18 protein-coding genes and 4 pseudogenes are annotated in these 22997 nt (G+C 60.6%); 8 read left to right on the top strand and 14 right to left on the bottom strand.

Annotated features, from left to right (window positions below; all coding sequences use genetic code 11):
- The 3 genes and pseudogenes from G3436_RS19445 to G3436_RS19435 form a co-directional block, all read right to left on the bottom strand.
- Positions 1 to 735, bottom strand: a pseudogene (locus G3436_RS19445) (fumarylacetoacetate hydrolase family protein); the annotation flags it as partial.
- 3 nt (positions 736 to 738) lie between these two features.
- A complete protein-coding gene (locus tag G3436_RS19440; protein WP_178116531.1) occupies positions 739 to 1539 on the bottom strand; it encodes a 2-keto-4-pentenoate hydratase in 801 nt (266 codons plus the stop codon).
- A 5-nt stretch (positions 1540 to 1544) separates the two neighbouring features.
- The gene (locus tag G3436_RS19435; protein ID WP_163948243.1) at positions 1545 to 2339 is read right to left on the bottom strand and encodes an IclR family transcriptional regulator; all 795 of its coding nucleotides are present in this window, start codon (positions 2337 to 2339) and stop codon (positions 1545 to 1547) included.
- 352 nt (positions 2340 to 2691) lie between these two features.
- Here G3436_RS19435 and G3436_RS19430 point away from each other — a divergent pair.
- From G3436_RS19430 to G3436_RS19415, 4 genes and pseudogenes are all read left to right on the top strand, one after another.
- Positions 2692 to 4121 (top strand): annotated as a pseudogene (locus G3436_RS19430) (MFS transporter).
- A gap of 161 nt (positions 4122 to 4282) precedes the next feature.
- Entirely contained in the window at positions 4283 to 5107 is an 825-nt protein-coding gene (locus G3436_RS19425; protein WP_163948240.1) for a shikimate dehydrogenase family protein, read from the top strand.
- Positions 5108 to 5391: 284 nt separating this feature from the next.
- On the top strand, positions 5392 to 6390 hold the full coding sequence (locus G3436_RS19420; protein WP_163948236.1) for a Gfo/Idh/MocA family oxidoreductase: 999 nt from the start codon (positions 5392 to 5394) through the stop codon (positions 6388 to 6390).
- The gene (locus G3436_RS19415) at positions 6350 to 7225 is read left to right on the top strand and encodes an IclR family transcriptional regulator (RefSeq protein ID WP_163948233.1); all 876 of its coding nucleotides are present in this window, start codon (positions 6350 to 6352) and stop codon (positions 7223 to 7225) included. Before G3436_RS19420 ends, G3436_RS19415 begins: the two co-directional genes overlap by 41 nt.
- Before the next feature lie 66 nt (positions 7226 to 7291).
- Here the strand turns inward: G3436_RS19415 and G3436_RS19410 are convergent, their stop codons facing one another.
- The gene (locus G3436_RS19410) at positions 7292 to 8101 is read right to left on the bottom strand and encodes a sugar phosphate isomerase/epimerase family protein (protein ID WP_163948230.1); all 810 of its coding nucleotides are present in this window, start codon (positions 8099 to 8101) and stop codon (positions 7292 to 7294) included.
- Positions 8102 to 8377: 276 nt separating this feature from the next.
- Between G3436_RS19410 and G3436_RS19405 the strand changes: the two genes are divergently transcribed.
- A complete protein-coding gene (locus tag G3436_RS19405) occupies positions 8378 to 9154 on the top strand; it encodes an SDR family NAD(P)-dependent oxidoreductase (protein WP_338001289.1) in 777 nt (258 codons plus the stop codon).
- Between the two features lie 158 nt (positions 9155 to 9312).
- On the opposite strand, the pseudogene G3436_RS19400 reads toward G3436_RS19405, so the two are convergent.
- Positions 9313 to 10473 (bottom strand): annotated as a pseudogene (locus G3436_RS19400) (IS3 family transposase).
- A gap of 447 nt (positions 10474 to 10920) precedes the next feature.
- Here G3436_RS19400 and G3436_RS19395 point away from each other — a divergent pair.
- Entirely contained in the window at positions 10921 to 11232 is a 312-nt protein-coding gene (locus G3436_RS19395; RefSeq protein ID WP_163948224.1) for a c-type cytochrome, read from the top strand.
- A gap of 31 nt (positions 11233 to 11263) precedes the next feature.
- Here the strand turns inward: G3436_RS19395 and G3436_RS19390 are convergent, their stop codons facing one another.
- The 9 genes and pseudogenes from G3436_RS19390 to G3436_RS19350 form a co-directional block, all read right to left on the bottom strand.
- Positions 11264 to 12463 (bottom strand): MFS transporter, encoded by a 1200-nt coding sequence (locus tag G3436_RS19390; protein WP_163948221.1) that lies wholly within the window; start codon positions 12461 to 12463, stop codon positions 11264 to 11266.
- Positions 12453 to 13682 carry an acyl-CoA dehydrogenase family protein gene (locus G3436_RS19385; RefSeq protein ID WP_243667221.1) on the bottom strand — a complete coding sequence of 410 codons (1230 nt, stop codon included), beginning with the start codon at positions 13680 to 13682 and terminating at the stop codon, positions 12453 to 12455. Before G3436_RS19385 ends, G3436_RS19390 begins: the two co-directional genes overlap by 11 nt.
- Positions 13675 to 15207: a class I adenylate-forming enzyme family protein gene (locus tag G3436_RS19380; protein WP_338001288.1), complete on the bottom strand. Its 1533-nt coding sequence runs from the start codon at positions 15205 to 15207 to the stop codon at positions 13675 to 13677. The genes G3436_RS19385 and G3436_RS19380 overlap by 8 nt, the downstream gene beginning before the upstream one ends.
- The gene (locus tag G3436_RS27860) at positions 15201 to 15341 is read right to left on the bottom strand and encodes a hypothetical protein (protein WP_243667220.1); all 141 of its coding nucleotides are present in this window, start codon (positions 15339 to 15341) and stop codon (positions 15201 to 15203) included. The genes G3436_RS19380 and G3436_RS27860 overlap by 7 nt, the downstream gene beginning before the upstream one ends.
- Positions 15338 to 16983: pseudogene (locus G3436_RS27855) on the bottom strand (CoA transferase). Before G3436_RS27855 ends, G3436_RS27860 begins: the two are co-directional and overlap by 4 nt.
- 170 nt (positions 16984 to 17153) lie before the next feature.
- On the bottom strand, positions 17154 to 17432 hold the full coding sequence (locus G3436_RS19370; protein WP_163948218.1) for a MoaD/ThiS family protein: 279 nt from the start codon (positions 17430 to 17432) through the stop codon (positions 17154 to 17156).
- Between the two features lie 55 nt (positions 17433 to 17487).
- Positions 17488 to 19092: a molybdopterin-synthase adenylyltransferase MoeB gene (gene moeB / locus G3436_RS19360; protein ID WP_243667219.1), complete on the bottom strand. Its 1605-nt coding sequence runs from the start codon at positions 19090 to 19092 to the stop codon at positions 17488 to 17490.
- Positions 19093 to 19198: 106 nt separating this feature from the next.
- Positions 19199 to 20095, bottom strand: coding sequence for a helix-turn-helix transcriptional regulator (locus G3436_RS19355; protein WP_178116528.1), 897 nt, complete (start codon positions 20093 to 20095; stop codon positions 19199 to 19201).
- Positions 20076 to 20234 (bottom strand): hypothetical protein, encoded by a 159-nt coding sequence (locus G3436_RS19350; protein ID WP_163948210.1) that lies wholly within the window; start codon positions 20232 to 20234, stop codon positions 20076 to 20078. Before G3436_RS19350 ends, G3436_RS19355 begins: the two co-directional genes overlap by 20 nt.
- A 198-nt stretch (positions 20235 to 20432) precedes the next feature.
- On the opposite strand from G3436_RS19350, the gene G3436_RS28625 reads away from it, so the two are divergent.
- Complete coding sequence (locus tag G3436_RS28625; protein WP_338001287.1) at positions 20433 to 20813, top strand: DUF2946 family protein; 381 nt, start codon at positions 20433 to 20435, stop codon at positions 20811 to 20813.
- Between the two features lie 109 nt (positions 20814 to 20922).
- On the top strand, positions 20923 to 22839 hold the full coding sequence (locus G3436_RS19345) for a TonB-dependent receptor (RefSeq protein ID WP_163948207.1): 1917 nt from the start codon (positions 20923 to 20925) through the stop codon (positions 22837 to 22839).
- The last annotated feature ends 158 nt before the right edge of the window (positions 22840 to 22997 follow it).

The following is a 22997-nucleotide window of genomic DNA, read 5'->3' as shown; positions in this document are numbered from 1 at the left end:
CTGGCGGTGTCCCTGTGATGATCACATCACCCGGCATGAGCGGCATGAAACGGCTCAGGTAGGACACGATATGCGCAACATTGAAAATCATGGTCCGAGTGTTACCGTTCTGATAACGCTGACCGTTCACTTCCAGCCACAGGTCGAGGTTCTGCACGTCGGCGATTTCATCGCGAGTGACCAGCCACGCCCAAGTGGCGCAAAGGAAAAGCTGCTCTTGCCCTTGGTCCATTGCCCTTCGTACTCAAGCTGATAGGCGCGCTCGGAAACATCGTTTGCCAGGCAATAACCGGCGATATGATCCAACGCTTTGCTTTCTTCGATATGCCAGGCAGGCGAACCAATCACGATAGCCAGTTCAACTTCCCAATCGAGCTTCTTGGCATCACCTGGCAGAATCACAGGGTCGTTTGCACCGCTGATGGAACCGGTGTGCTTGTTGAACACCACAGGCTGGCTTGGAATAGGCGTATTGGTCTCGGCGGCGTGGTCGGAATAATTGAGGCCGATACAGATCAGATTCGGCACACTGCCCACGCAAGGGCCCAGACGCGACCCAGCAGGTGCCAATGGCAGACGCTCAATGTCGACGCCGCGCAGCTGCTCGATACTGGACGGCGACAGCGCCGCTGCATCAATGTCATCGACGATGCCAGAGAGATCCCTGATCTGCCCTTGAGCATCCAAAATTCCAGGCAGTTCTTGTCCTGGCAAACCGAAACGAACCAAGCGCATACGTTACTCCTCAAGCGTTGAGAAAAAGACAGACAGTGATCCTGCCTCGCCGAACTGGATGTCCAGCGGCTGGTGGGTGGGAACTTCGAGTACCCCTGCATAGGAACCCGTGATCACGACCTGACCCGCTTGCAGATCGATGCCACGTGCAGAGAGAAAGTTTGCGAGCCAGACGATCGGCGATATGGGGTCTTGATCCGGATGAGTGCCGGCAATATTTTTAGGCTCGACACCAGGATGACTCAGCGTTACGTCCAAGTGAGCGGGCAAATTGTTCGAGTTCAGTGAAATGGCACGTGGCCCCAGCACTAAGCCGTGGTTGAACAAGCCGTCAGCCAGTAACTGCTCGAACGGAACCTTTTGCGGATCGGTGTAACGACAGTCGATTACTTCCAGTGCAAGGTGTACCTGACTGATAGAGCGAGTAACGTCCTCGACCGTGTACGGCGCCGCGCGGGCAGGAAGGTCGGCGCCTAACACGCAGGCAAGTTCAGGTTCGATTCGCACCTTGGAAGTAGCCACGCTCAAAGGGTATTGGTCGCAGCGCACGATGCTATCGGTGTAGATGGGCGCGACTATCCACTTACCGGGCTTGGGCAATGCACATTTCCATCCACCCACTTTTTTCCCGGCCAGCACACCCACATGCCGCTGTATCTCGAAACCTTGCTCCAGGCTCAGTGAAGCCCCATTGCATGGCAGGGCATCTAATCGATTACCCGTCTGACGTGCGCTCGCCAGTTGCGCGGCGGCGTGCAGAAGGACTGATTCAGGCGAACTGCCTGACTGATTGCACTGATCCATGAGATTCATCCCTGCACACTGGGTTGCCGAGGCCATACGGTGCCGAGCTTGTTCGCAGCATCCTCGAGCAGTGCATGCAAATCGGCGTATCGGTCTGGATGCATACGCAACACCGGACCGGCGATACTCATGGTCCCGACCACAATGCCAGATGGAATCATCTTCACAGGAACCGCGATGGCCCAAACGCCAGCCTCAGCCTCTTCCACCACAAGGCCGTAACCGCGTGCTCTGGTCGCGGCCAAGTCGGAAAGCAAGCGCTCGACCGTATTGATAGCCCGGGGCCCTTTGCCTGCACCCTGGTCTTTGCCCAAGCCATCACGGATAGCAATTTCAACAGCCTGCTCATCAGGCATGGATGCTAGCCAGGCTTTGCCGTTAGCGGTGGTGTACAGATTGATCGACTGATCCATGGCCGGCGAGTACATCAACCCGGGCGCAGCGCCTTGGGCAGAGGCCAGCCAAGACAAACCGCCCTCGCAGACGACTGTTAGACGAACCAGCTCATGGGATAAAGAAGCTACATTTTCAATGATCGGCTGAACCAACTCCGGCAATCCGATACCGTTCAGATAACGCTGCCCCAGCAGCGCCAACTTGAGTGTCAGACGATATTGGGATGTCGCCTCATCCTGCTCGGCCCATCCTTGCTCCACTAACTGCGCAAGCACACGGTGTGCCGGCCCCTTCTCCATGCCCAACTCACCTGCGATATCGGACATTCGCATCCAGCGGGCCTCACGAGCGAGCAGCTCGATAGCCTCAAGGCAGCGGTCAACAGCACCTTTAACGACTCTCATCGGATTCTTCTCAGCTGGTTATGAGCAGCGCCGACTAAAACGTGACGCGGTTCTATTTGGAACATGGTTACAATAGTAAACACTGTCTGTTCGTCACGTCAACGCAAATACATTCCATCGCTGGCACAACGGCTGCTTCGCTGCCATGCCCTGCTCACGAAGTCACAGCGTCAAGGCTGCAATTCGGCTTGATGGGCACTTTTCCTAAACAGCTCATGAGTCTTGAGCAGCAGCCTCGCTCAGACCGATCAGCAATCTGACCCGAGCCCCACTTGACAAAGGCCCTGCCCGGGAACAACATTACAAATGGAACGACGTTACAATAACAAAATCAAGGTACCGGAGACACTTCATGAGCCATGGCATCCCTAGCGATCCACATTCCAAACGTCAGTCAAGGAAGGCCGCAGCTAGCGGCTGGATCGGCTCGGCGCTGGAGTACTACGACTTTTTCATTTATGCGACTGCCGCAGCCCTGCTCTTCCCGCAGCTGTTTTTTCCAACGGACGATCCAACCGTAGGGATCATCGTTTCACTCGCCAGCTTCGGCGTCGGCTATATCGCACGACCTATTGGGGCCGTGGTGCTAGGGCACCTGGGTGACCGTCATGGTCGCAAAACGGTACTGGTCTACTGCATGTTCCTGATGGGCTTCTCGACCATGTGCATTGGCCTGCTCCCGACCTACCACCAGATCGGCGTTTGGGCTCCCGCAATACTCATCACCTTGCGTCTTATTCAAGGGTTCGCGGTTGCCGGCGAAGTGTCTTGTGCTAGCTCCATGACCATGGAGCACGCACCTGATGGGCGCCGGGGTTATTTCGCAAGCTTTACCCTTCAAGGTGTTCAAGCTGGGCAATTACTAGCGGCGGCAGTTTTCCTGCCCCTCGCCCAATTCATGCCGCGGATGATTTTGCGTCCTGGGGCTGGCGCATTCCCTTCCTGCTGAGTGCTGTCGTGCTTGTCGCCGGATGGATCATCCGCCGTGAAGTACATGAGGCCCCGGTCTTCGCTGAGGCGCAAGCACAGGACAAGCCTAGTAAATTGCCTGTTGTCGAAGTACTCACCCAAAGCTGGAAGGATGTGTTGCGGGTAATCTGCATGGCACTCTCTGCAGTTCTCGCAATCCTCGCCTCCGTTTTCGGTGCCACCTATGCAGTCCAGCCCGCCTATGGAATTGGCTTCCCTTCCGGGTTGTTCATGTGGATCCCGGTGCTCGGAAATCTGTGCGCTGTAATACTCATCCCGTTTGTCGGCAAGCTATCTGACAGAATCGGCCGTCGCCCCCCGGTGATCGTGGGCGTGCTTTGCGGCGGCCTCCTGTCGTTCGGGTACCTCTATGCAATCAGCATTCACAATCTCTGGCTGTCTCTGATTCTCTCGCTGCTCATGTGGGGCGTTGCTTACCAAGGTTTCAACGGTGTTTTCCCAAGCATGTTCCCTGAATTGTTCCGCACACGGGTACGCGTCACCGGTATGGCCATCGGTCAAAACATCGGGGTAGCATGCACTGCGTTTCTGCCAGCCCTGTTCGTATCGATTGCGCCTCCGGGCACCGAAAATATCCCTCTGAAAATCGGCGCGCTGACATTTGGCATCTGTGCAATCTGCGCGATTGCAGCATTTACTACCCGCGAAACATTCCGTATTCGCCTGAGTGAACTCGGAGACCCGAATGCGGTGCCGATGTCCGAGGAAGAGTACGAACTGCTGCGGGAGCGTTCCAATCCCAAGGCGAACACTAGCGCCCCCAATCAGTCGCTCAAAAATCAACTCCAATGATGCACGCCTGACAAACAGGCTCGTCATCCTCAATGTGTTGCGCAGTTGTTCTGTGCAGTACGTCGGGGATGGCGGCGATGAGCGTGTGCGCCGCCAGCAAGAAACCCAATGTCGCCGAGCTGGCATGTGGCGCGCACCCGCCAACTACACAGTAGGTTCACATGCATCCACTCATCACTGGCAATACCCGCATCTATGGATTGATTGGCGACCCGCTCAGGAGCGCCAAATCCCCGATGCTGCTGAACAGGCTATTTGCTGAAGCACAAACTGACGCCGTCTGCATTCCGATGGAGGTCGGTACACAGGGCTTGGCCGAGTTCGTCAAAGGCGCACGGGCTGTGCGCAACCTCGCAGGGCTTCTGGTCACCATGCCGCACAAGCAAACCATGCTTGAAATGGTGGACATGCTTCACCCCACCGCACGCGAAGTCGGCGCAATAAATGTGGTTCGCTGCGACCCGGACGGTCGCTGGGAGGGCGCAGTATTCGACGGGCTAGGTTGCGTACTCGGTATGCAGCGTAAGGGTGTTTCGCTGCATGGGAAATCTGTTCTCCTCGTCGGAGCAGGCGGCTCGGGAAGGGCCATCGCCATTGCCATTGCCGCTGCCGGCGCTCGCTCGCTGATCATTTCAGATCTGGACCCGCAACGCGCCACCGACCTGGCGCAACGCGCTGGAGAACAGGGCTCGTGTACTGTTCATGCAGGGCCGGCAGACCCTGCCGGGCATGACATCGTTATCAATGCCACCCCGCTCGGCATGAACCCTGATGATCCGATGCCAATAGAAGCAGAGCGATTGAACCCAGCCACGACAGTGGTGGACATCATCACTCGAGCCGAGCCAACCGCTTTGCTACTTGAGGCACGAGCACGCGGCTGCAAAACCCTTGATGGCCAACCCATGCACGTGGGCCAGGCCTTGCTGGCACTTAGGTTCCTTGGCTTCAAAGAGATCGAACATCGCTACTCGACGGGACTGTAACGCCCCGCCGCCTCCCGAGCGCCGACGCCCCGTCATCACGCCAATCAAAGCCTCTCTAAGCTGCGCACGCTTTCGGCATGCGCACCTTCTTCGTGACGCCCGCCATACTTACAAATTACGCAGCCCCAACCAAAACGGAACCCACTTCCGTTAGTAACATCGTCGTGATAGTCTGCTTTCAAGCTCATAACCGTAGCTTGCAAGTCATTCGTTAGCGGCTCACTCCCTAACCTCGACAACGCCTGCAGGCTTGTCAAAACTACTTGTCTATAAAGGGTGGATGTTTGAAAGTCGTTCTCCTGGAAGTCAGCCACTGGCACACCCCTCTCTATCTCGATGCGCTAGAGCGTTTGCCTGATGTAACGGTCACGGCGGTGTCCGACGCAACGGGGTCGCGCGGACCTGCGCTCGCCCAGCGTTTCGGAGCGCAGCTCTACAATAACTGGGAAACCCTGCTGGAGAACGAAGAGGCTGATTTTGCCTTTGCCTTTGGCCCACACGATGAGCTGCATGCCATAGGCGAAGCACTGATTGAGCGGAAGGTCCCCTTCGCAATGGAAAAGCCCTGTGGGCTCACACAACACGAAGTACTGGACCTGTACCAACGTACCGAAGCCGACGGCCTTTTCGTGGCGGTACCTTTGATATGGAGACACAGTGAACTACTGAACCGCCTGAAACACGAAGCCAGGGAGAGTAACGCCAAGTGGCGAACTCTGGCGTTTCGGTTCAACGCGGGCCCGCCTGGAAGGTACCTGGCTAACAGTTGTTCCTGGATGCTTGATCCGAAACGGTCGGGTGGCGGCTGCACAATCAATCTTGCCCCTCATTTCGTCGACCTGGTCCAGGAAATCACCGGCGAGGCGATTCGCAACGTATCGGCAGTAATGTATCGCGACCCGTTACTGACAGCCGTGGAGATTGGCTCATTGATGACCCTGGTGACCGAGAGTGGCTGCATCTGCACGATCGAAACAGGATACAATTATCCCGGCAATACCCCTGAGCAACGGGAGTATTCATTTTCAATGTCAAGCGATCAGTTCTATGCGCGCTCCACCGCAGACGGCATGCGGCTGGTCGATGCAGCCGGGCAGGCAAGTGATCTGCACATGAGCTTGAACTCTGATGTTTATTACGACAACTTTGTAACCGACATCCTCGCCCCCGACCGTGGTGTTGCTTATACAGGCGCACGGCTAACAACCATGCACCGTGTCATGTGTATCATCGAGGCGGCCTATGAGTCAGATCGCCTGGGTGGCGTTCCGATCACGCTCTGACACCTGTCGCGAAATAAAGGATCAACAATTGTCGCATATAGGCCGCTACTTCAATACTTTGGAACTGCTCCTTTCCCATCCAGGCGGCCTTGCCCTGTCTGAAATAAGTGAACAGACTCAAGTGGCCATGGCCACGGCTCATCGCATATTGAGCGCACTGCGAGAAAGAGGCTACGTTCACCAGGACGAGCAGGACCATTACTGCCTGACGCTGAAGATTCCCAGCATGGGCGTGAACTACATCACTGAAACTGGCTTTGCCAGGATTATGCAACCTTTGCTCAATGAACTCGCCAGCGAAACCGGCGAGCATGTCCGCCTAGCGGAGGTCGCAGAGGATCACCTGACCTGGGTACTGCAGGCCACGAAAAATACCAAAGGCCTTCAATACCGCCGCGCCCTAGACGAAAAAATCACTCCCCATACCACTGCAGCGGGTAAAGCATGGCTCTCTACGATGAGTGATGAACGCGCCATGCGCATTCTCGCCGCTTGGGATATCGAGAACAGCCGAGAGTATGCAGGGCCCAACGCCCGCGTTACGATTCGCGAAATTTTCGATGACATCGCCTTAATTCGCAAAGAGGGGCACGCAATAGTTCGAGAAGAAGGTGAAGTGGGTGTGTGCGTCGTGGCAGTGCCTGTATTCGACATGTCACGCCCCCACAGCTCGCCCCCTGTCGCCACCCTCAGCATCGCTGGCCCAATCGCCCGCATGCGAGAGGAAACCCTGGACGCTCATATCGAACACTTGAAACGCTCGGCCATAAAGGTTGGGGAGTACTGGTCGCTTTGGACTTCAGTCAGTGGTGAACATTCCCCGCCTGCGCGCTGATGCTGCAACTTGCACCTGAGCCCATTGCGGGCCTCAGGGCTACAACGACAAGCATTCGAGCGGCAATTACGGAATCTTCCAGCCCTTCGCGCGAAGATCCTGTACACCTTTGTTAAGTTCGTACAAGGCGTTTTCTTCGCGGATGATTTCGAGCACGCAGTTTGCAATACCACAGGTCGCGTGAACCGCCTCTCCCAATCCGACGAAATCCACGACCCCGGTGCCAACTGGATCATGACCCCAAATATCAGTGCCCGTGTCGGATACGTGTACAAAGTCGATAGCACTGTGATAGGCCAGCAGGCTCGCTACCGGATCTTCACCTATGTAAGCCGCGTTGGCGATGTCATAAACGACTCTGACGACATCATCATTAATAGTACCCACAACCTCTGCCAGCTCCCGCATGGTAGGAGTGAAGCAGTACGGGGTATTTTCTAGCAGCAGGCGCACACCCGCCTGCTTCGCCAGTGGTGTCAAAACCGCCAGGCTCTCGTACATCCAGTCATACGTCTTTTCAAGCGGTGGAGAAATCATCGGCCGCCGCGTGCCAGGGGATATCACCACCTCCTGGGTTTCCCAATCCACTGCCAGGTCGATTACCGCCTTGATGTGATCGATGCTCTTCTGACGCATGTTCGCAGCGGGACTGGCCAGGTTGATGTCATAACCGCCAGCGTTCAGCGACCGGATCTTAGCGTCGTACTGACGCAGACGCGCACTTGCGGCAGATCGCTCTGCATTCGACATTTCCACTGGCCAGCAATGTGGCGAGCTTACGGGCACCTCGAACACACGGTGCCCATGCTCAGATAACTGCGCAATTGCATCGATGGCCGTGGATGACCACAAATAGGAAAACGTGCTGATGATCATTTCAAAACATCCTTTCAGTTGAGTATTCACCGGAGTGAACGGGCCATTCATGTTATGAATTTTGTAGTCTGACCACTATCGCCGCAGGAAGAGGCGACGATGGATGTTCTGGATGGCGACACTTACGGCGCTGTTGAGGACACCCAGATGGCAAAAAAAACATAACGGAATCGAATTCCATTGTCAATTTGATTGCAAAGTTGTACGCCTTTTTGTAGGTTAGGGTTTCCACCTACAACAAAATCTAAGTGCGAGGGTTGTTCAATGAGAGCTTTGGTGAGTGGCGGTAGTAGCGGCATCGGTGCTTCTGCGTGCCTGAGGATCGCGGAGGCTGCGCTTGCCCGGGGTTCGCAGCCAAAAATTGCCGTGTGTGGACAGACTCCGAACGCAACCCAGGATGAGGTTGTTCGAAAAATACAGTCCATGGGTGGCATCGCGATTTCGTTGTCTGGTGACCTTGGCGATCCGGCAGTACCTGACCAACTGGTAGCAGCTGCGGTAGCGGAATTTGGCGGGCTTGACACACTTGTTGCGAATGCCGGCGTCGCGAGCCCCGGGGCGATCTGCAATTTGTCCATCGAGGATTGGGACGACATGTTCGCCGTCAACCTTCGCGGCGCCTGGTTGCTTGCCAAAGCCGCCTACCCGCACCTTCGCGATAGCCGAGGCTCAGCGTGCTTCACCTCGTCGATGTCTGGCCAGCTTCCACACGCCGGCTCTGGTGCCTACAGTCCCACCAAGGCAGCGCTGACAATGCTCGCTCAAACGCTCGCTCTGGAGTGGGCGCCTGACGGAATTCGGGTCAATGTCGTATCCCCAGGAATGACCCACACGCCGATGTCTGAAAAAATGTACGCCGACCCACAGATCAAGAAGGCTCGGGAAGCGATCATTCCACTGGCGAGAATTGGCGAGCCGATGGATATCGCGAACGTGATCGAGTTTCTCGTCAGCCCGCTAGCCGGCTACGTAACGGGACAGGATATCTGTGTCGATGGCGGGTTCTCCAAATCGATCCTTAGTCATATTCCAGGTCGACCGAGTTCCAAATGATGGGTACGCCTGTGAACTGAGCCCCATAAAAATGGGTTGAGATCGGGCTATTTATAAGATTTTCTAACTCAAATAGAGCCGTACGACGTTGAACTTGTTGTGCGGTTCCGGGCTAAAATCAATACAGCCAACGATGTGCTTGAATCGCCCTGTAGTGGTCAACTGATCCCGGACACTGCGTTAAGTTTTTCCTCGGCAACGGCAGGTGCTAAGCCTTCGTTGAACTGATGCGGTCGCCGCCAGTTGTAACGTTCCATCAGGAAACGACCGATATCTTGTTTAGCCAACGCGGCGCTCATGTAGCCCACCGTCGGTATCCATTCAGTTTTCAGGCTGCGAAATAGCCGCTCCATCGGGGCATTATCATGGCAGTTGCCGCGCCGACTCATGCTCTGTGTGAAGCGGTATCGCCATAGTCTCTGGCGGAAACTCCGGCTGCCGTATTGGCTGCCCTGATCGCTATGAAACAGCACATTCTGAGGCCGGCCACGTTGCTCATAGGCCATATCCAAGGCCTTGATCACCAGGTCAGCGTCAGGCTTGGCTGAGAACGCCCAGCCTACGACCCGGCGCGCATAAAGATCGATTACGGCCGCTAGATAGTGCCATCGACCTTCGGCCCAAACGTACGTAATGTCACCGCACCAGACCTTGTCGGGGGATGCCACGCTGAACTCTCGATCAAGTACATTCGGGATATCAGGTCGCTCCACGGTGGCCTTTTTGTAGGCATGGGAGCCCGGTTGTTTGCTGATCAGGTTCATCTCGCGCATCAACTTACGTACCTTGAATCGCCCGATTTGCGTGCCGTCCTCTTTCATCATCAGCATGATGCTTCGACTGCCCGCAGCGCTTCGGCTTTGGGTGAACAGTTCGTTCACCCGGCTGCGCAAAATCACCCGTTCGGCATCAGGGGATCGGCGTTTCGACAGTACGCGTAGTAGCAAGATCGGGTGACTTCAAATACCGAGCACAACAGATCAACCGGCTCTCGGAGCAAAGCTGACCGACTAACGCGAGCGCTCGTGCTCCTCGGCCATCAAGAGCGCGGTAGCCTATTTTAGGATCGACTTTTCCCGTTCCAGACGATTGATTCGGGCTTCCAGTTCTTGGATTTTTTGCTGCTCAGGTGTTAATGCCTTGCTGGTCGGGGTGATACCGCCACGCTCCTGCTGGAGCTGACTGACACACCGGCGCAATGCTGATTCAACTAAGCCGAGCGACCGGGCTGCCTCAATGTGGCTGTAGCCCTGGTCGAGCACCAGGCTGGCGGCTTCATGTTTGAATTCGGGGGTAAAGGTACGTCGTTGCTTGGTCATCGGACACCTCTCTATGGCGAGCATTCTCGCCTAAATGGGTGTCCGGTTTCATTAGACCACTACAGAAAAACCAATGGGCACATACGGTTAGCGGCTGAGTTTCGACGAGCACATCACGGTTTAATTAGAGAGCTGTTCTCTGCGGCTGAAGTTTAGCGGGGAAGATCTTGTGCGGTTTTCCGATGGTGCTTTGAAAAACAAAAGCCGGGGCTGTATGCCGCCCCGGCTTTTGTTTGACCCGATGAAAACCCTGCCAAGAGCAAAACACCGAGTCGATTACAACCTAGCACGGCACTTTTGCAGCGCGACCTGCGACAGTATGCCGCCTCATCGGCACCGAAGTAGCGTTTGAGGCCGCCAAGCCCGCGCTGCTTCAGAACGTCGCACCTGACATGCGCCGTCGCTCCCATAGACTCAGATTTCCAATAAAAACCTGAGAGCAAGGTCATGAAAAAAACACTCGCAATGCTTGCCTGCCTGGCATCCGCAGGCCTGGCTCATGCAGCTCAGGATCCAGAGGCAGTGTTCAACCGCTCCTGCCAGATGTGCCACAACGGCCAACTGCCCATGGCACCAAAGAAAGGCGATCAAGATGCCTGGAAAGCGCGCCTGGCCAAAGGCAACGACGTACTGGTCAAACACGTCACCGAAGGGCTCAACGCCATGCCGCCACGTGGCTTGTGCATGGACTGTACCGCCGAGGACTACACAGCCGTGATCGACTACATGTCCAATGATCCAGCCTCAAGGCCGCGCTGAGCCTAGTGTGGCCTTGAGGGCTGGGGATGATTCAGGACCGACCAGCGCGGCGCCACGCACCAAGCCACACACACAGAAACCCGCCGAGCAGCAAGACCGCGATCATCGCCCACCCGATCTCGCTGTAACCCTGGCTACGTCGTAGCAGCCAACCGAGCAATGGCGGCCCCAGCGCAAAGCCGCCGAAGAACCCCACCGACAACAGACTGGCCGAAGCGGCCGGCGCACCAAACGACCGGTCGCGTAGGGCCATGCTCATGGCCACCGCGTTGGTCGCCACCGCAGTCAACCCCATCCCGATGCTGCCGACCCATAACCACCCCCAGAAATACGGGCTGGCGTGGCCAAGGCTGAAAACCGCCAGCGCTGCGAGCAGACACAGCACCCCCAACATCACGCTTTCATCCTTCATCCGCGCGGCCAACGGCGTCAGCCACACCCGTGCCAGGATGCCCATCACGCCGAACACCGCCACCAGCGTGCCAGCCAGCACCGATGGCACGCCCAGGGTCCGTGCATATACCCCGAGATAGGTGACGAACGACGACAAGGCGATCGCCACGCAACACTGCACGGCCATCAGCAGGGCCAACCCGGTCGAAGGACGATGAAGGGCGAGTGTCAGGCATGACCTGCCCTGCGGCAATACAGGCAGATGGCGCATACTGATCCACCCCAACATCAACGCAATCGGGGCGAATACTACAAGCGCCGCCCGCCAACCCAGCCCCTGAGCGATGACAGGCAACAACAGCCCCGCCAATAGCGCCGACACCTGCACCCCGGCCTGCTTGACGCCCACGGTCGCCGCACGTTCGGCCACCGGCAGGTTTTCGGCGATCAGCAGGTTGGTCGCAGGGTTGGCCAATGCCTGGGCCGCGCCACAGATGGCCAGAGCGATGACCAGCCCCTCAAAGCCTGGTAACAGGCCGGCCAATGCATACGCCAGCGCGCAAATGCCGAACAGCAGTCCCAGTGCCCGCCGCCCGCCCAGCCGGTCGACGATGGCCCCAGCCCACACCGAGACGAAAGCAGCCAGGGCGAATGCACTCATGGTCAGGTAACCCAGCCTGTTCTCGGAAACCCCCAGGTCGGCGACCAGATACGGGCCCAACGCGCCGATGGCGTAGAACACCAGCATGGGCAGGGCCATGGCCGCACCCAGCAGGCTGCGCAACCACAGGGTGGAGGGTTGTCGAAGCGGCGTCATCGACACATCGTCAGCCTGCATGGGGGTCATCCTTGTCGTCGCGCGTTGCGCTTGTCCAGTCCACAGATAACGAAGACGGCGCGGCGAAATTCAGCCCTCCCCCAGCCTGGTAGGCAGCGATCATCTGTCGCCCCAAGGCGCTGACGAGCGCATCGTCGGTGCCATCCATGAAGTGGCTGGCGCGGGCATGTCGGTAGATCCCCGACAGTGGCGTAGCGTCGCCCAGCCCCTCGGCACCGTAGATCTGGATTGCCGAGTCCGCGTTCAGGCTCAAGGCCCTGGATGCCGCCAACTTGGCGAGGTTGGCTTCCACCTCGTTGGGCTGTTGCTGATCGAACCGGGCCGCGGCGTCGCGCAGCAGTGATCGGGCAGCGTGGATCGCCTGATACGCCTCGACCATGCGCAAGCGCACCAGTTGCTTGTCCGCCAGGCGCGCCAGGGTGCCGCGTGGCGAGACGATACGTGCGCCCATCAGATCGAAGCAGCGCTGAGCCATGCCAAGCCAGTGCGCCGAACGCAGCAGACGTCCCAGCCCAAGGCGTTCCTGGATCAGTGCGAAGCCCTGGCCGACTTCGCCAAGGACCTGCTGCGGGCCGACCCGCACCGCGCAAAGCCGCACACTGGATTGGCCCTGGTAGCGGCCAAGCACGGTCATGCGCCCGGTGATTTGCATGCCAGGCGTGCCGGCAGGCACCACGAACAAGGTCAGCGCCTGCTCCACCGGTCCCTCACTCGTGTGCGCCACTACGGTGATGAACGCCGCCTGTTCGGCACGGCAGATGAACCACTTCTCGCCGTCCAGCCGCCAATGATCAGCGCACCATTGGGCGCGGGTCGTGAGGGTCGCCGGTATGGAGCCGATGCTGTTGGGCTCCGACATGCCGTAACTGGCCACCGCCTCCCCGGCGAGCACAGGCGCGAGCACCTGCAGGCGCAACAGCTCATTGCCGTGACGCAGCATGTAGCCGTCCAGGGCCGCTTCGGCGCCGAATACGGCGGGGCCGTGTTCGGAGCGCCCCTCCTGCTCGGCAAGCGGCAGGTAATCGAGAAGCAACCCCGGCTTCAGGCCATTGGCGAGCCCCCACAGTCCAGCGGCGCGGGCGGCCTGCTGCAATTGCGCCAGGCACGCCTGGGCTGCGCCATCGCCTGCCTCCAGACACCGCTCTTGCGGGATAAGCCGCGTGTCCATGAAACGACGGATCTGTATCACCCGTGTTTGCAAATGATCGTAGTCATGCATGCAGGCACCTCAGCAGGCGATGTTCAAACTGCGTTGCAGGAAGGCCAGATCGGCGCCAAGCGCCTTTTTTGTCCACCTTGCCGGCGGGGCTCAAGGGCAGCTCACGGCAGAAGCGCAGGTACTCCGGCCATTTGTTTTTCTCCAGGCCCTGATCTCCCAGATAATCTGTCAGGTGTTTCAGAGCAAAGCGTCGCGCCCCCTCTCGCAAGGTGAGGCAGATACACACGCGCTGCCCGAGTTCGGTATCAGCTACCGGCACGCAGGCAGCACTGACCACCAGCGGGTGAGCTGTGGCCAGCCGCTCGATCTGCGCCGGGCTGATATTGGCGCCACCGCGGATGATCACGTCCTTCTTGCGCCCGGCCAGCACCAGATAACCCTTGGCATCGAGCAGCCCCAGGTCCCCCGTGCAAACCCAGCCCTGATCATCGCGGTAGCGCTGGTCGAGTTCGGGCGCATTGACGTACTGCATCGGGCTCAACGGCCCGCGAGCCTTGATTTCCCCAACCTCCCCCCGCGGTCGTTCGACACCGCCCTCATCAACGATCTTTATCTGGCAGACGCTGGGATTGGGCTTGCCAACACTGCTCAAGACCACCTCCAGCGAATCAGTCGGTAGGTTGTGACAGTTGACCCCGTCGGCCGAGCCATAGAGGCTGACCAACGCACAGCCGAAGGCCTCGACGCAGCGGCGGATGCTCTGAGCGTCGATCAACGCGCCCCCGCTGACCAGCGCCACCAGGCTGCTGCGCTCAGCCATGGGCAAGGCAGGATCCGCAGCGATACGTTGCAACATGGTCGGCACCGCGAACACATGGGTCGGGCGCAGTTGCTCGATGGCGCGGATGGCGTCGGCCGCCTCGAAATGTTCCAGGACCACCACCGAACCACCGAGCCAGGCCAGGCAGCCAGCCGTGGCGGTGGAGCCGAACGCTGACCCCAGCGGCACCAGGTACAGCCCGCGCAGCCCGTGGCTATCGGCAAGCAGGCGCTGCAGGAAACGCCCACGCCCGCCGACCAGCGCGTTGTGCGAGTACGCCACCAGCTTGGGTTCGGACTCAGTGCCGGAGGACACCAGCAGGCGCGCCGGGCTGTCGGGGCAGACCGTGGTGCGCTCCTCGGCCGCCAGCGGCGCCGAGCCCAGCAGCGCGTGCAGCGTCGACCAGCCCTGACGCTCGCCGCCATCGACCACCAGCACACGCAGGCACAACAGCGTCGGGCGCAATGACTCGATCACCTCGCACAGGTCGGTCTCGCCCTGGCATGGCGCGATGATCACCGCCCGCGCGCAGCAGCGTCTGAGCAACGCTTCGATATCCAGCCGGCCACGCCCCGGCGGAAACGGTGCGACCACAGCACCCAGCACGGCGGCGGCGAGGTCAATGGCACAGCAGTGCCAGCCATTGCCGAGTTGATACGCGATCACATCGCCCGCCACCACGCCGCGTTCGCGCAGCCCGTTGGCCAACCGCAGGCTGTAGTCGTGCAACTGGCCGTAGCTCACCTGCCCGTTCAGGGTCAGCACTGCGGGTTTGTCGGGCGCGCCAGCGCCTGACGCTCGAACAGCGCGAACAGCGGCTGGTCGGCGTACCAACCTGCCTCGCGCCAAGCCTGCCGGACAATGGCGGGCACCAGGTCGATCATGCCGGAATCGTTCATGTGAACCTCCATGGGGAAAGCACGCGGGTATAACGGCCTGGCGCCAGCCAAGGCGCCAGGTGAGGGTCATGCTGCAGTTGGGTGAGGTCTTGCCAGACGACTGCGGCAGGTACGCCTGCGCTCAACAACAGCGATTGCCAGTGCCCGGCCGTTTGCCGTGACAACTGGCCCTGCAGTGTTTCGCGCAGCGCGTGCCATGGAGACTGCGCCGCGACATCGAACAGGCGCCTGACCGCATCGAGGTCGTGCGGCGCCGAGCAGTCGATTGCCAGGCTCGCGTCCCGACATTGGAACACCGCGGTTTTCGCCTCCCGTGACCGCGCGAGGCGCGAGTGACACAGCACATCGGCGGCGCCGAGCAGCGAGCTGTCCATCCGCCCGGCACAGCCGTACAGGTGCCGGGCCAGCAGCGCGGCGACGACGCCCTGGGCAGCGATCACCCCGCCGAACACGTCCAGCACGGTGAACAAGGAGCCACCGCGATTGCCATCGCCCTGGCCAATCAGTTGGGCGACACCGGACCAGGCCTGTACCGTGAAATCCGTGCCGGGCAGGCCGGCGGGTACGTTGGCGTCGCCCCAGCCACCGGCGTAGGCGTAGATCAGCGCGGGGTTGAGCTGGGCCAGGTCTGGCTGGTCGAGTGCCAACGCCTCGGCTTTGCCGGGTGCCCAGTTGTGCAGGAACACGTCGCATCGGTTACGGTCCGGCGCAGTTGTTTGCGTTCGAGCGCTGACTTGAGGTCTAGCTCGACCATCGACTTCAGGCCGTTCAGGGCGTCGAAACGCACCGAACAGCCTTGCGCCAGCGGGGCCATGCCGCGCAGGGGGTCGCCACCAGGCATTTCCACGCGAGTCACCTGTGCGCCCAGGGTGGCCAGCAGATGACCCGCCAGGGGGCCCTGAATACGCCGACACGATTCGATGACCCGCAAACCATCCAGGGGCAGGGCCTGCGTACACGGACGTGACGGCGGCATGACGGCATGCAGGTCGAACGACCAGGGACTGTCACCGAGCACGGCCAGGGCACTGCGCTGTGTCAGGTCATGCACCGGTGTGATGGCCATCCCTGCGGCGGCACAATGCTGAACTATCTGTTCATACGGCAACGCGGCCAGGGCCTGGCACAGGGCCTCGGGCATCGGCGCGATGGCCCGGGCATAGCGCAACAGGAAACCCTGCCAACCTTGGCCGCTGTCGGCCCGCGATACGCCCAAAGTCTCCCAGAACGCCAGCCACGGGCCGGCATCCAACGTCTCCAGCTCGAACGCCACGCCATCGGCACTGATGAAAGGCGGGCGCAGCCGCGCAGCAGAACAGCCGCCAGGCAACTGTTCGGCGCCCTCCTCGGCGGTCGCCCCTGCAAGGTACTGGCTGATGCACAACAGCCCTGCCCCAGGCAGTGACAGGCTGCACTCGGCAGCCTCGCTGCCGCGCAGGCGCCCCAACGCCGCGGCCATCAGCCCGGTCAACACCAGGCTGGCTGCGACGTTGCTCAGGTAGTCCAGGTCGATGGCCTGCGCCTGGCCGCTGGCCCGACCATGCACCGCCATCAGGCCGCAGGCGGCCTGTAGGGTGAATTCGCTGACGGCTTTCGGGGCATCGTTCGTCCAGCCGCTGATGCTGCATTGGGCGGGTTGCATGCCCTCGCCTTCCAGTCGATAGACCAGCAGTCGACCATCGCCTGACGCATGTCGAACCTCCAGCCCCAACGCCCGCGCCTGGACACCCAAGGCGCGTTGCAGCGGGTCATGCTCGTCGGCGAAGGGGCCGAGCAGCCGGCACCCGCGCAGCACCGGCGCCGCGACATGGCTCATCGTGCGCCGCCGGCAACGGCGGGCAGGATGGTGAGTTCATCGCGATCGGTCAGCGTGGTATCGAGGTTGTCGAGAAAACGGATGTCCTCATCGTTGAGATACACATTGACGAAGCGGTGCAGGCGCTGCTCGTCCATCAACCGCGGGCGGATACCCGGGTAACGCCGTTCCAGGTCGTCGACGACCTCGCGCACCGTGTGCCCTTGGGCTTCGACACGCTTGCTGTCCTGGGTGTAGCTGCGCAACAGGGTGGGAACATTGATAAAAACCGGCATGGGGGACTCCTCGGCGAAAAGGCCGATAACAGGAAGAATGGGGCAGTGACGCCGCTCAGGCCGCGTGGGTGTCGCTGTCGATGATGCGCAGGCTTTCTTCGATCACCTGGCCCTGTGCGATGCGATAGCTGCGCACCGGGTGCTCGCAGCCGGTGACGGTGGACAGGATCAGGTAATGCACCTGCGGCTCGTTGGCAAATTCGATATCGGCTTTGCTCGGGTAGGCTTCGCTGGCCGTGTGCGAGTGGTAGATCACCACCGGCTCTTCCTGCTGCGCGTCCATCTCGCGCCAGACACGCAACTGTTCACGCGACTCGAACTGGAAGAAGGAAGATGACTCGGCGTGGTTAGCCATGGGGATCCACCGCGAAGGCTGGTCAGTGCCTTGCCTGCCGGCTATCACGCCGCAGGCTTCGAGAGGATGTTGGCGCTGTGCGTGGGCGATTGCGGCGGCGAGCAAGGCCTTGGAAATAATCAGCATGAGTGGCTCCGTCCTTTCAATAGCTCGGCAAGCCTGGTTCGACATCCGTGATCCAGGCCAGGATGCCGCCTTGCAGGTTCTGCGCCCGGGTGAACCCCAGGTGCTGCAATTCGACCAGCACCGCCCGCGAGCGAGCGCGGATTTGCAGTGCAGCACCAAGGGTGTGTCGCTGGCATAGCGAGCCTTAAGCTGCGCGGCGAGCTGCGCGGTCTTGGGCATCAACTGCGCGCCACGGATATGCGCAATGTCCCATTCGGTCGGCTCGCGCACATCGACCAGCACCACGGCAGGGTCCTCGCGCAGCAGCACATGCAGTTGCGCAGCGCTGATCTGCGCTACCTCCAGCGGGGCTTGCGGCACGCCGGCGCAGAAGGCCTGATAATCCTGCAAACCGGTGATGGGCCGACGATCCGGCGCGCGGCGCAGGCGGATCTGTCGATAGTTCATGTCCAGGGCGTCGTAGACCATCAGCCTGCCCAGCAGCGTCTCGCCAATGCCGGTGATCAGCTTGATCGCCTCGGTGGCCATGATCGAACCGATTGAGGCGCAGAGGATGCCGAGCACCCCGCCCTCGGCGCAGGAGGGCGCCAGCTCCGGTGGCGGCGGTTCGGGGTAGAGGTCGCGGTAATTCAGGCCGACGCCGCCTGGCGCCTGTTCCCAGAACACCGCGACCTGGCCTTCGAAACGGTAGATCGAGCCCCAGACATAGGGTTTGTTGGCCAATACGCAGGCGTCGTTGACCAGGTAACGGGTGGCGAAGTTGTCGGTGCCGTCGAGGATCAGATCGTACTCGGCAAACAGCGCCAGTGCGTTCTCCGGCTCCAGGCGTAGCGTGTGCTGGCGTACCGTGACAAAAGGGTTGAGGTCAGCGATAGCCCGCGCGGCGCTCTCGCTCTTGGCCTGGCCCAGGGTCGACTGGCGGTGGATCACCTGACGCTGCAGGTTGGAGGCCTCGACCACGTCGAAATCGACGATACCGAGCGTACCTACCCCGGCCGCCGCCAGGTACAACAGGGTCGGCGAACCAAGCCCGCCGGCACCGATGACCAGCACCTTGCTGGATTTCAATCGACGCTGACCTTCGAGCCCGACGTCGGGAATCAACAGGTGGCGGCTGTAGCGGGAAATTTCTTCGCGGCTCAGTTGTGCGCAGGCGTCAACCAGTGCGGGAAGTTTCATAGTGAAGATCCTTGGCTTAGGGCCAGGACATTCTTCGCCACCCACCTGGGCACGCCAATCCGCCTACAGCGCCCATTCATACGGATTGCGAGCGGATACCTATGAATTACGTCAGTTCAGCCCTGCCTTTACCGACCTGCTTGGGCGCAATGCCGAAATAGTCACTGAACGCTGCGCTGAAATTGCTTGGATGACGGTAACCCACCTTGTAACCCACCTGCGCGACCTGGCAGCCGTCCTGCAGCAAGGCGTAGGCACGCTGCATGCGCAGTTCCAGCAGCATGCGATAGGGCGTGGTGTTGAACAGCTGGTGAAAACCCTGCTTGAGCTTCGCCACGCTCAGGCCGACGCGGCGGCTCAAGACCTGGACGGTCAAGGGCTGGTCGAGTTCGTCGAGCATCACCTGCCGCGCCTGTTCCAAACGTTGCACGCTCATCCCGGGCAGTAGCGGCTTTGCCTCTGTGCAAGGCACGGTCAAGTTCTGCAGGGGCATGGCCAGCAGGTTCAGGACATGCAGATGGATTTGCAGTGGCGAGCAGTGTGCCTGTACCAACTGCGTGGCCAGGGCCAGGGCGTGGCTGTGCGCATTGCGGCTGGTGATCCGCTGCAGAAGCGGCGCCTCGCCCTCACACGCCAACAGACGCAGGGCCTGTTGCTCACCCATGTAGCGGCGCAGCGTGCGCTCGCCCAGCAGCACGTGCAAACCGCTGGCGCCCACGCCGGGCTGGTAGCGTGTGGCGTGCAAACAGTTGCGCTGCAGCAGGGCGATGGTCTGGCCGGCCTCGAAGATCCAGCAGCGGCCCCTGCTGTCGGTATGGCGCAACTGCCCTTTCTGCACGAAGGTCAGGCATAACCACGTGCGCCCCATGCTCTGGCGGGCATGCGGTACGGACAGGCACAGCCCGCGCGACTCGAAACGCAACAGCAGCAGATCGTCCTCGATGGCCAGAGGCTGCGCCTCACTGGGGGCAACGCGCGGCAGGCTAGCGCTTGCCGTCGCCATACGGGTCATTGATCTCACGGAAGGCATCTACCATCGCCCGCACTCCTCCATGGAACAGCGGCAGATCGAGCCAGCCTGTCGCAAAGTCTTCTGTGTTCAAGCCTGCCTGACTAAGCCCGCAAGGGTTGAAAAATGCCATTGGCGATTCTCGCCTGCCAATCCGTGCAAGGCCTTCCAGACCCACCTGCGACAAACTGCCACAGCACAACCTGCGCTGGCGCAAACCGCAAGGAGCACCACCCAGGTGTGGCAGGCTGTCGCACCCACCACTTCAAGGACGCATTGCTAGACTCGCGCATCGCCCCACTTCAACCGCAGCGGTCACCGAGCAAAGGATATGCATCGACCAGCAGGACGCCGCCACGCATTCGCCTGGACCCTTTACGCCAGCCTGCTGTTCGCCTTGCTGCACTGCGGCCTCGGTCACGGCCAGGCGGTCGGTTTGACGCTCAATGGTTTGGGGGGTGCATTCTGCGGCCACCCCGGGGCGACGCCCGGCTCGGCCAGCTTCGACAAATGGCTGGGCGATACCCTGAGCGGCAGCACTCCACTCGACTGTCCATTGTGCAGCCACACCGGTCCGGACTGCGTGCCCCGGGTAATCGACCTCCCTGTGGCCGAACATTCTGTTCAGTCTCCCCTGCCTGCGGCCCCTGCTGCCGGGCCTCGTCGCCTCTGGCCGCCGGCCAACCCACGTGCCTCGCCTGTCCTGAGCTGAACCCACCCGTTAGCCACCCTGGCGCCCTTGGCTCAATGCACATGGGGATGTCGCCATGCGCGCAGGGGTATGGCCCGCTTCGACTTTTCATATCAGGAATGCCCGGAACATGAAGAACAAGACACTCTGCTGCGCTGCCGCACTCGCCCTCTGCAGTGGCGCTACTCTGGCCCAGACCAACACCGTGGAACTGGCCGAGACACCGGTGGTAGGCGCCTCAGTCATTGATCAGAACAACGTCGACAGCTTCGCCAGCCTGACCACAGTGGTCGGCCAGGCACAGATCCGCGACCTCAATGCCCTGGACCTCTCCTCGGCACTGCGCCGCACGCCAGGGGTGGTGGTATCACGCTTCAACCCGGTCGGTTCGTTCGGCGGTGCCGAGGGCGGCGCCGTGTATATCCGTGGCATGGGCGCCAGTCGCCCGGGCAGCGAGATCAAGACCTATATCGATGGTGTACCGTTCTACATGGGCGTCTGGGGCCACCCACTGCTGGACCTGCTGCCGATCAACGCCATGCAGAGCATCAGTGTCTACAAGGGGCCGCAGCCGCAGAAGTTCGGCAACACCTTCGCCGCCATCGACCTGGCGCCCAAGGTCGCCGAACAGGGCGACAATCATCACGGCGAACTGCAACTGACCGGCGGCAGCTTTCGCACCGCGACCGAGCAAGCCAGCCTGATCGGTCGCGAGGGCAACTTCGACTACCTGCTGGCCCAGGGCGCGGCCCGTTCCGATGGCGACCGCAGCGATGGCGACGGCCGCCTGAACAATGGCATGGCCCGCCTGGGCTACCAACTGAACGACAACTGGAGCACGGGGCTATTGCTGCTGCACGCCAACAACCAGGTGTCCGACCCCGGCCAGAAAGGCCTGCCGCAGACAAAGAACGGCGAGTTCAATACCCGCGGTACCCTGGCTTCGCTGTCCCTGGCACACGCCCATGACTGGGGCAACGGCAGCGTCAAGCTCTACCACAACAAAGGGCGAGGCGCCGCCCTGGATCAGCGCGGGCTGGATGGCGACACCATCAGTGACTTCACCCTGCAAGGCATCCGCTGGGAAGAACAGTTGCGCCCCTGGCGAGGCGGCGAAGTAGCCCTGGGCCTGGACCTGGACGAGAGCAAGGGCGAAGTGCACTTCAAGCGTATCGCGCCGGCGCCACAGGCGCAATTCGACGCACCGACCCTGCGCGTGACCTCGCCGCACATCGCGGTCAGTCATGCCTTCGCCCTCAACGATCGTTGGAGCCTGACACCGTCGGCCGGTGTGCGCACGTACGCTCACAACGTCTTCGAGAACGCCACCGCGCCCCACGCTGGGCTGCTGCTTTCGTCAGACAGGGTCGAGTTCCGTGCCAACGCCTCGCGCGGTATCAACTACCCCGGCCTGGAAGCCTCGGTCATGTCCAGCCTGATCCCGGCATTGGGTGAAACCTGGAGAGACCTCAAGCCCGAAAAGGTCGACCATCAGGAGCTGGGGGTACGCTTCAACCCGATCGACAGCGCCACCCTGGACCTGGCGGTGTTCAAAGACAAGCTGCAGGACCGCTACCTGTTCGCCTTCCCGCCAACGGTATCGCGCCCCTCGTACATCAACCTCGGCAACTACAGCGTCAAGGGGGCCGAAGCCACCTGGCAGCAGCGCTGGAACAGCAACTGGAGCAGCTTCGTCGGTTTCACCTGGCTCGACCCGTCCCTCAAGACCCTGCCCTACGCCCCACAGAATTCGCTCTCGCTGGGTACCACCTACGAGATCGAGCGCTGGCGGCTGTCCGCCGATGCACAGTACCAGAAGGACATGTATGTGCTGGCCGAAGAGCGCAGCGCCGGCGCCAGCAACTTCTCCAAGGTCGACAGTTTCACCGTGGTCAACCTGCGCGTGGGTTACGCCATGCCGGCGCTGGGCAAGGTCGGTGAAGTGTTCGTCGCCGTGGAGAACCTGTTCGACCGCGACTACGCCTACCGCACCAACTACCCGATGCCCGGCACCTCGGCGCAACTGGGTGTGAAGATGGGCTTCTGAGCCCGCCAACGGATGCTGCCGGCTCCGGCCGGCAGCCTTGCACAGGAACACACAGATGAAAGCACCAATCCTCGCCCTGCTGCTGGCCTGCAGCCCGCTGCTGGCCATGGCCGACAACCCCAGCGCGCAGCAGAGCATCGAACAGCTGATGCGACACA

It is taken from the genome of Pseudomonas brassicae, assembly GCF_010671725.1.
Lineage (GTDB): Bacteria > Pseudomonadota > Gammaproteobacteria > Pseudomonadales > Pseudomonadaceae > Aquipseudomonas > Aquipseudomonas brassicae.
This window is presented reverse-complemented; position numbering and strand designations above follow the sequence as displayed.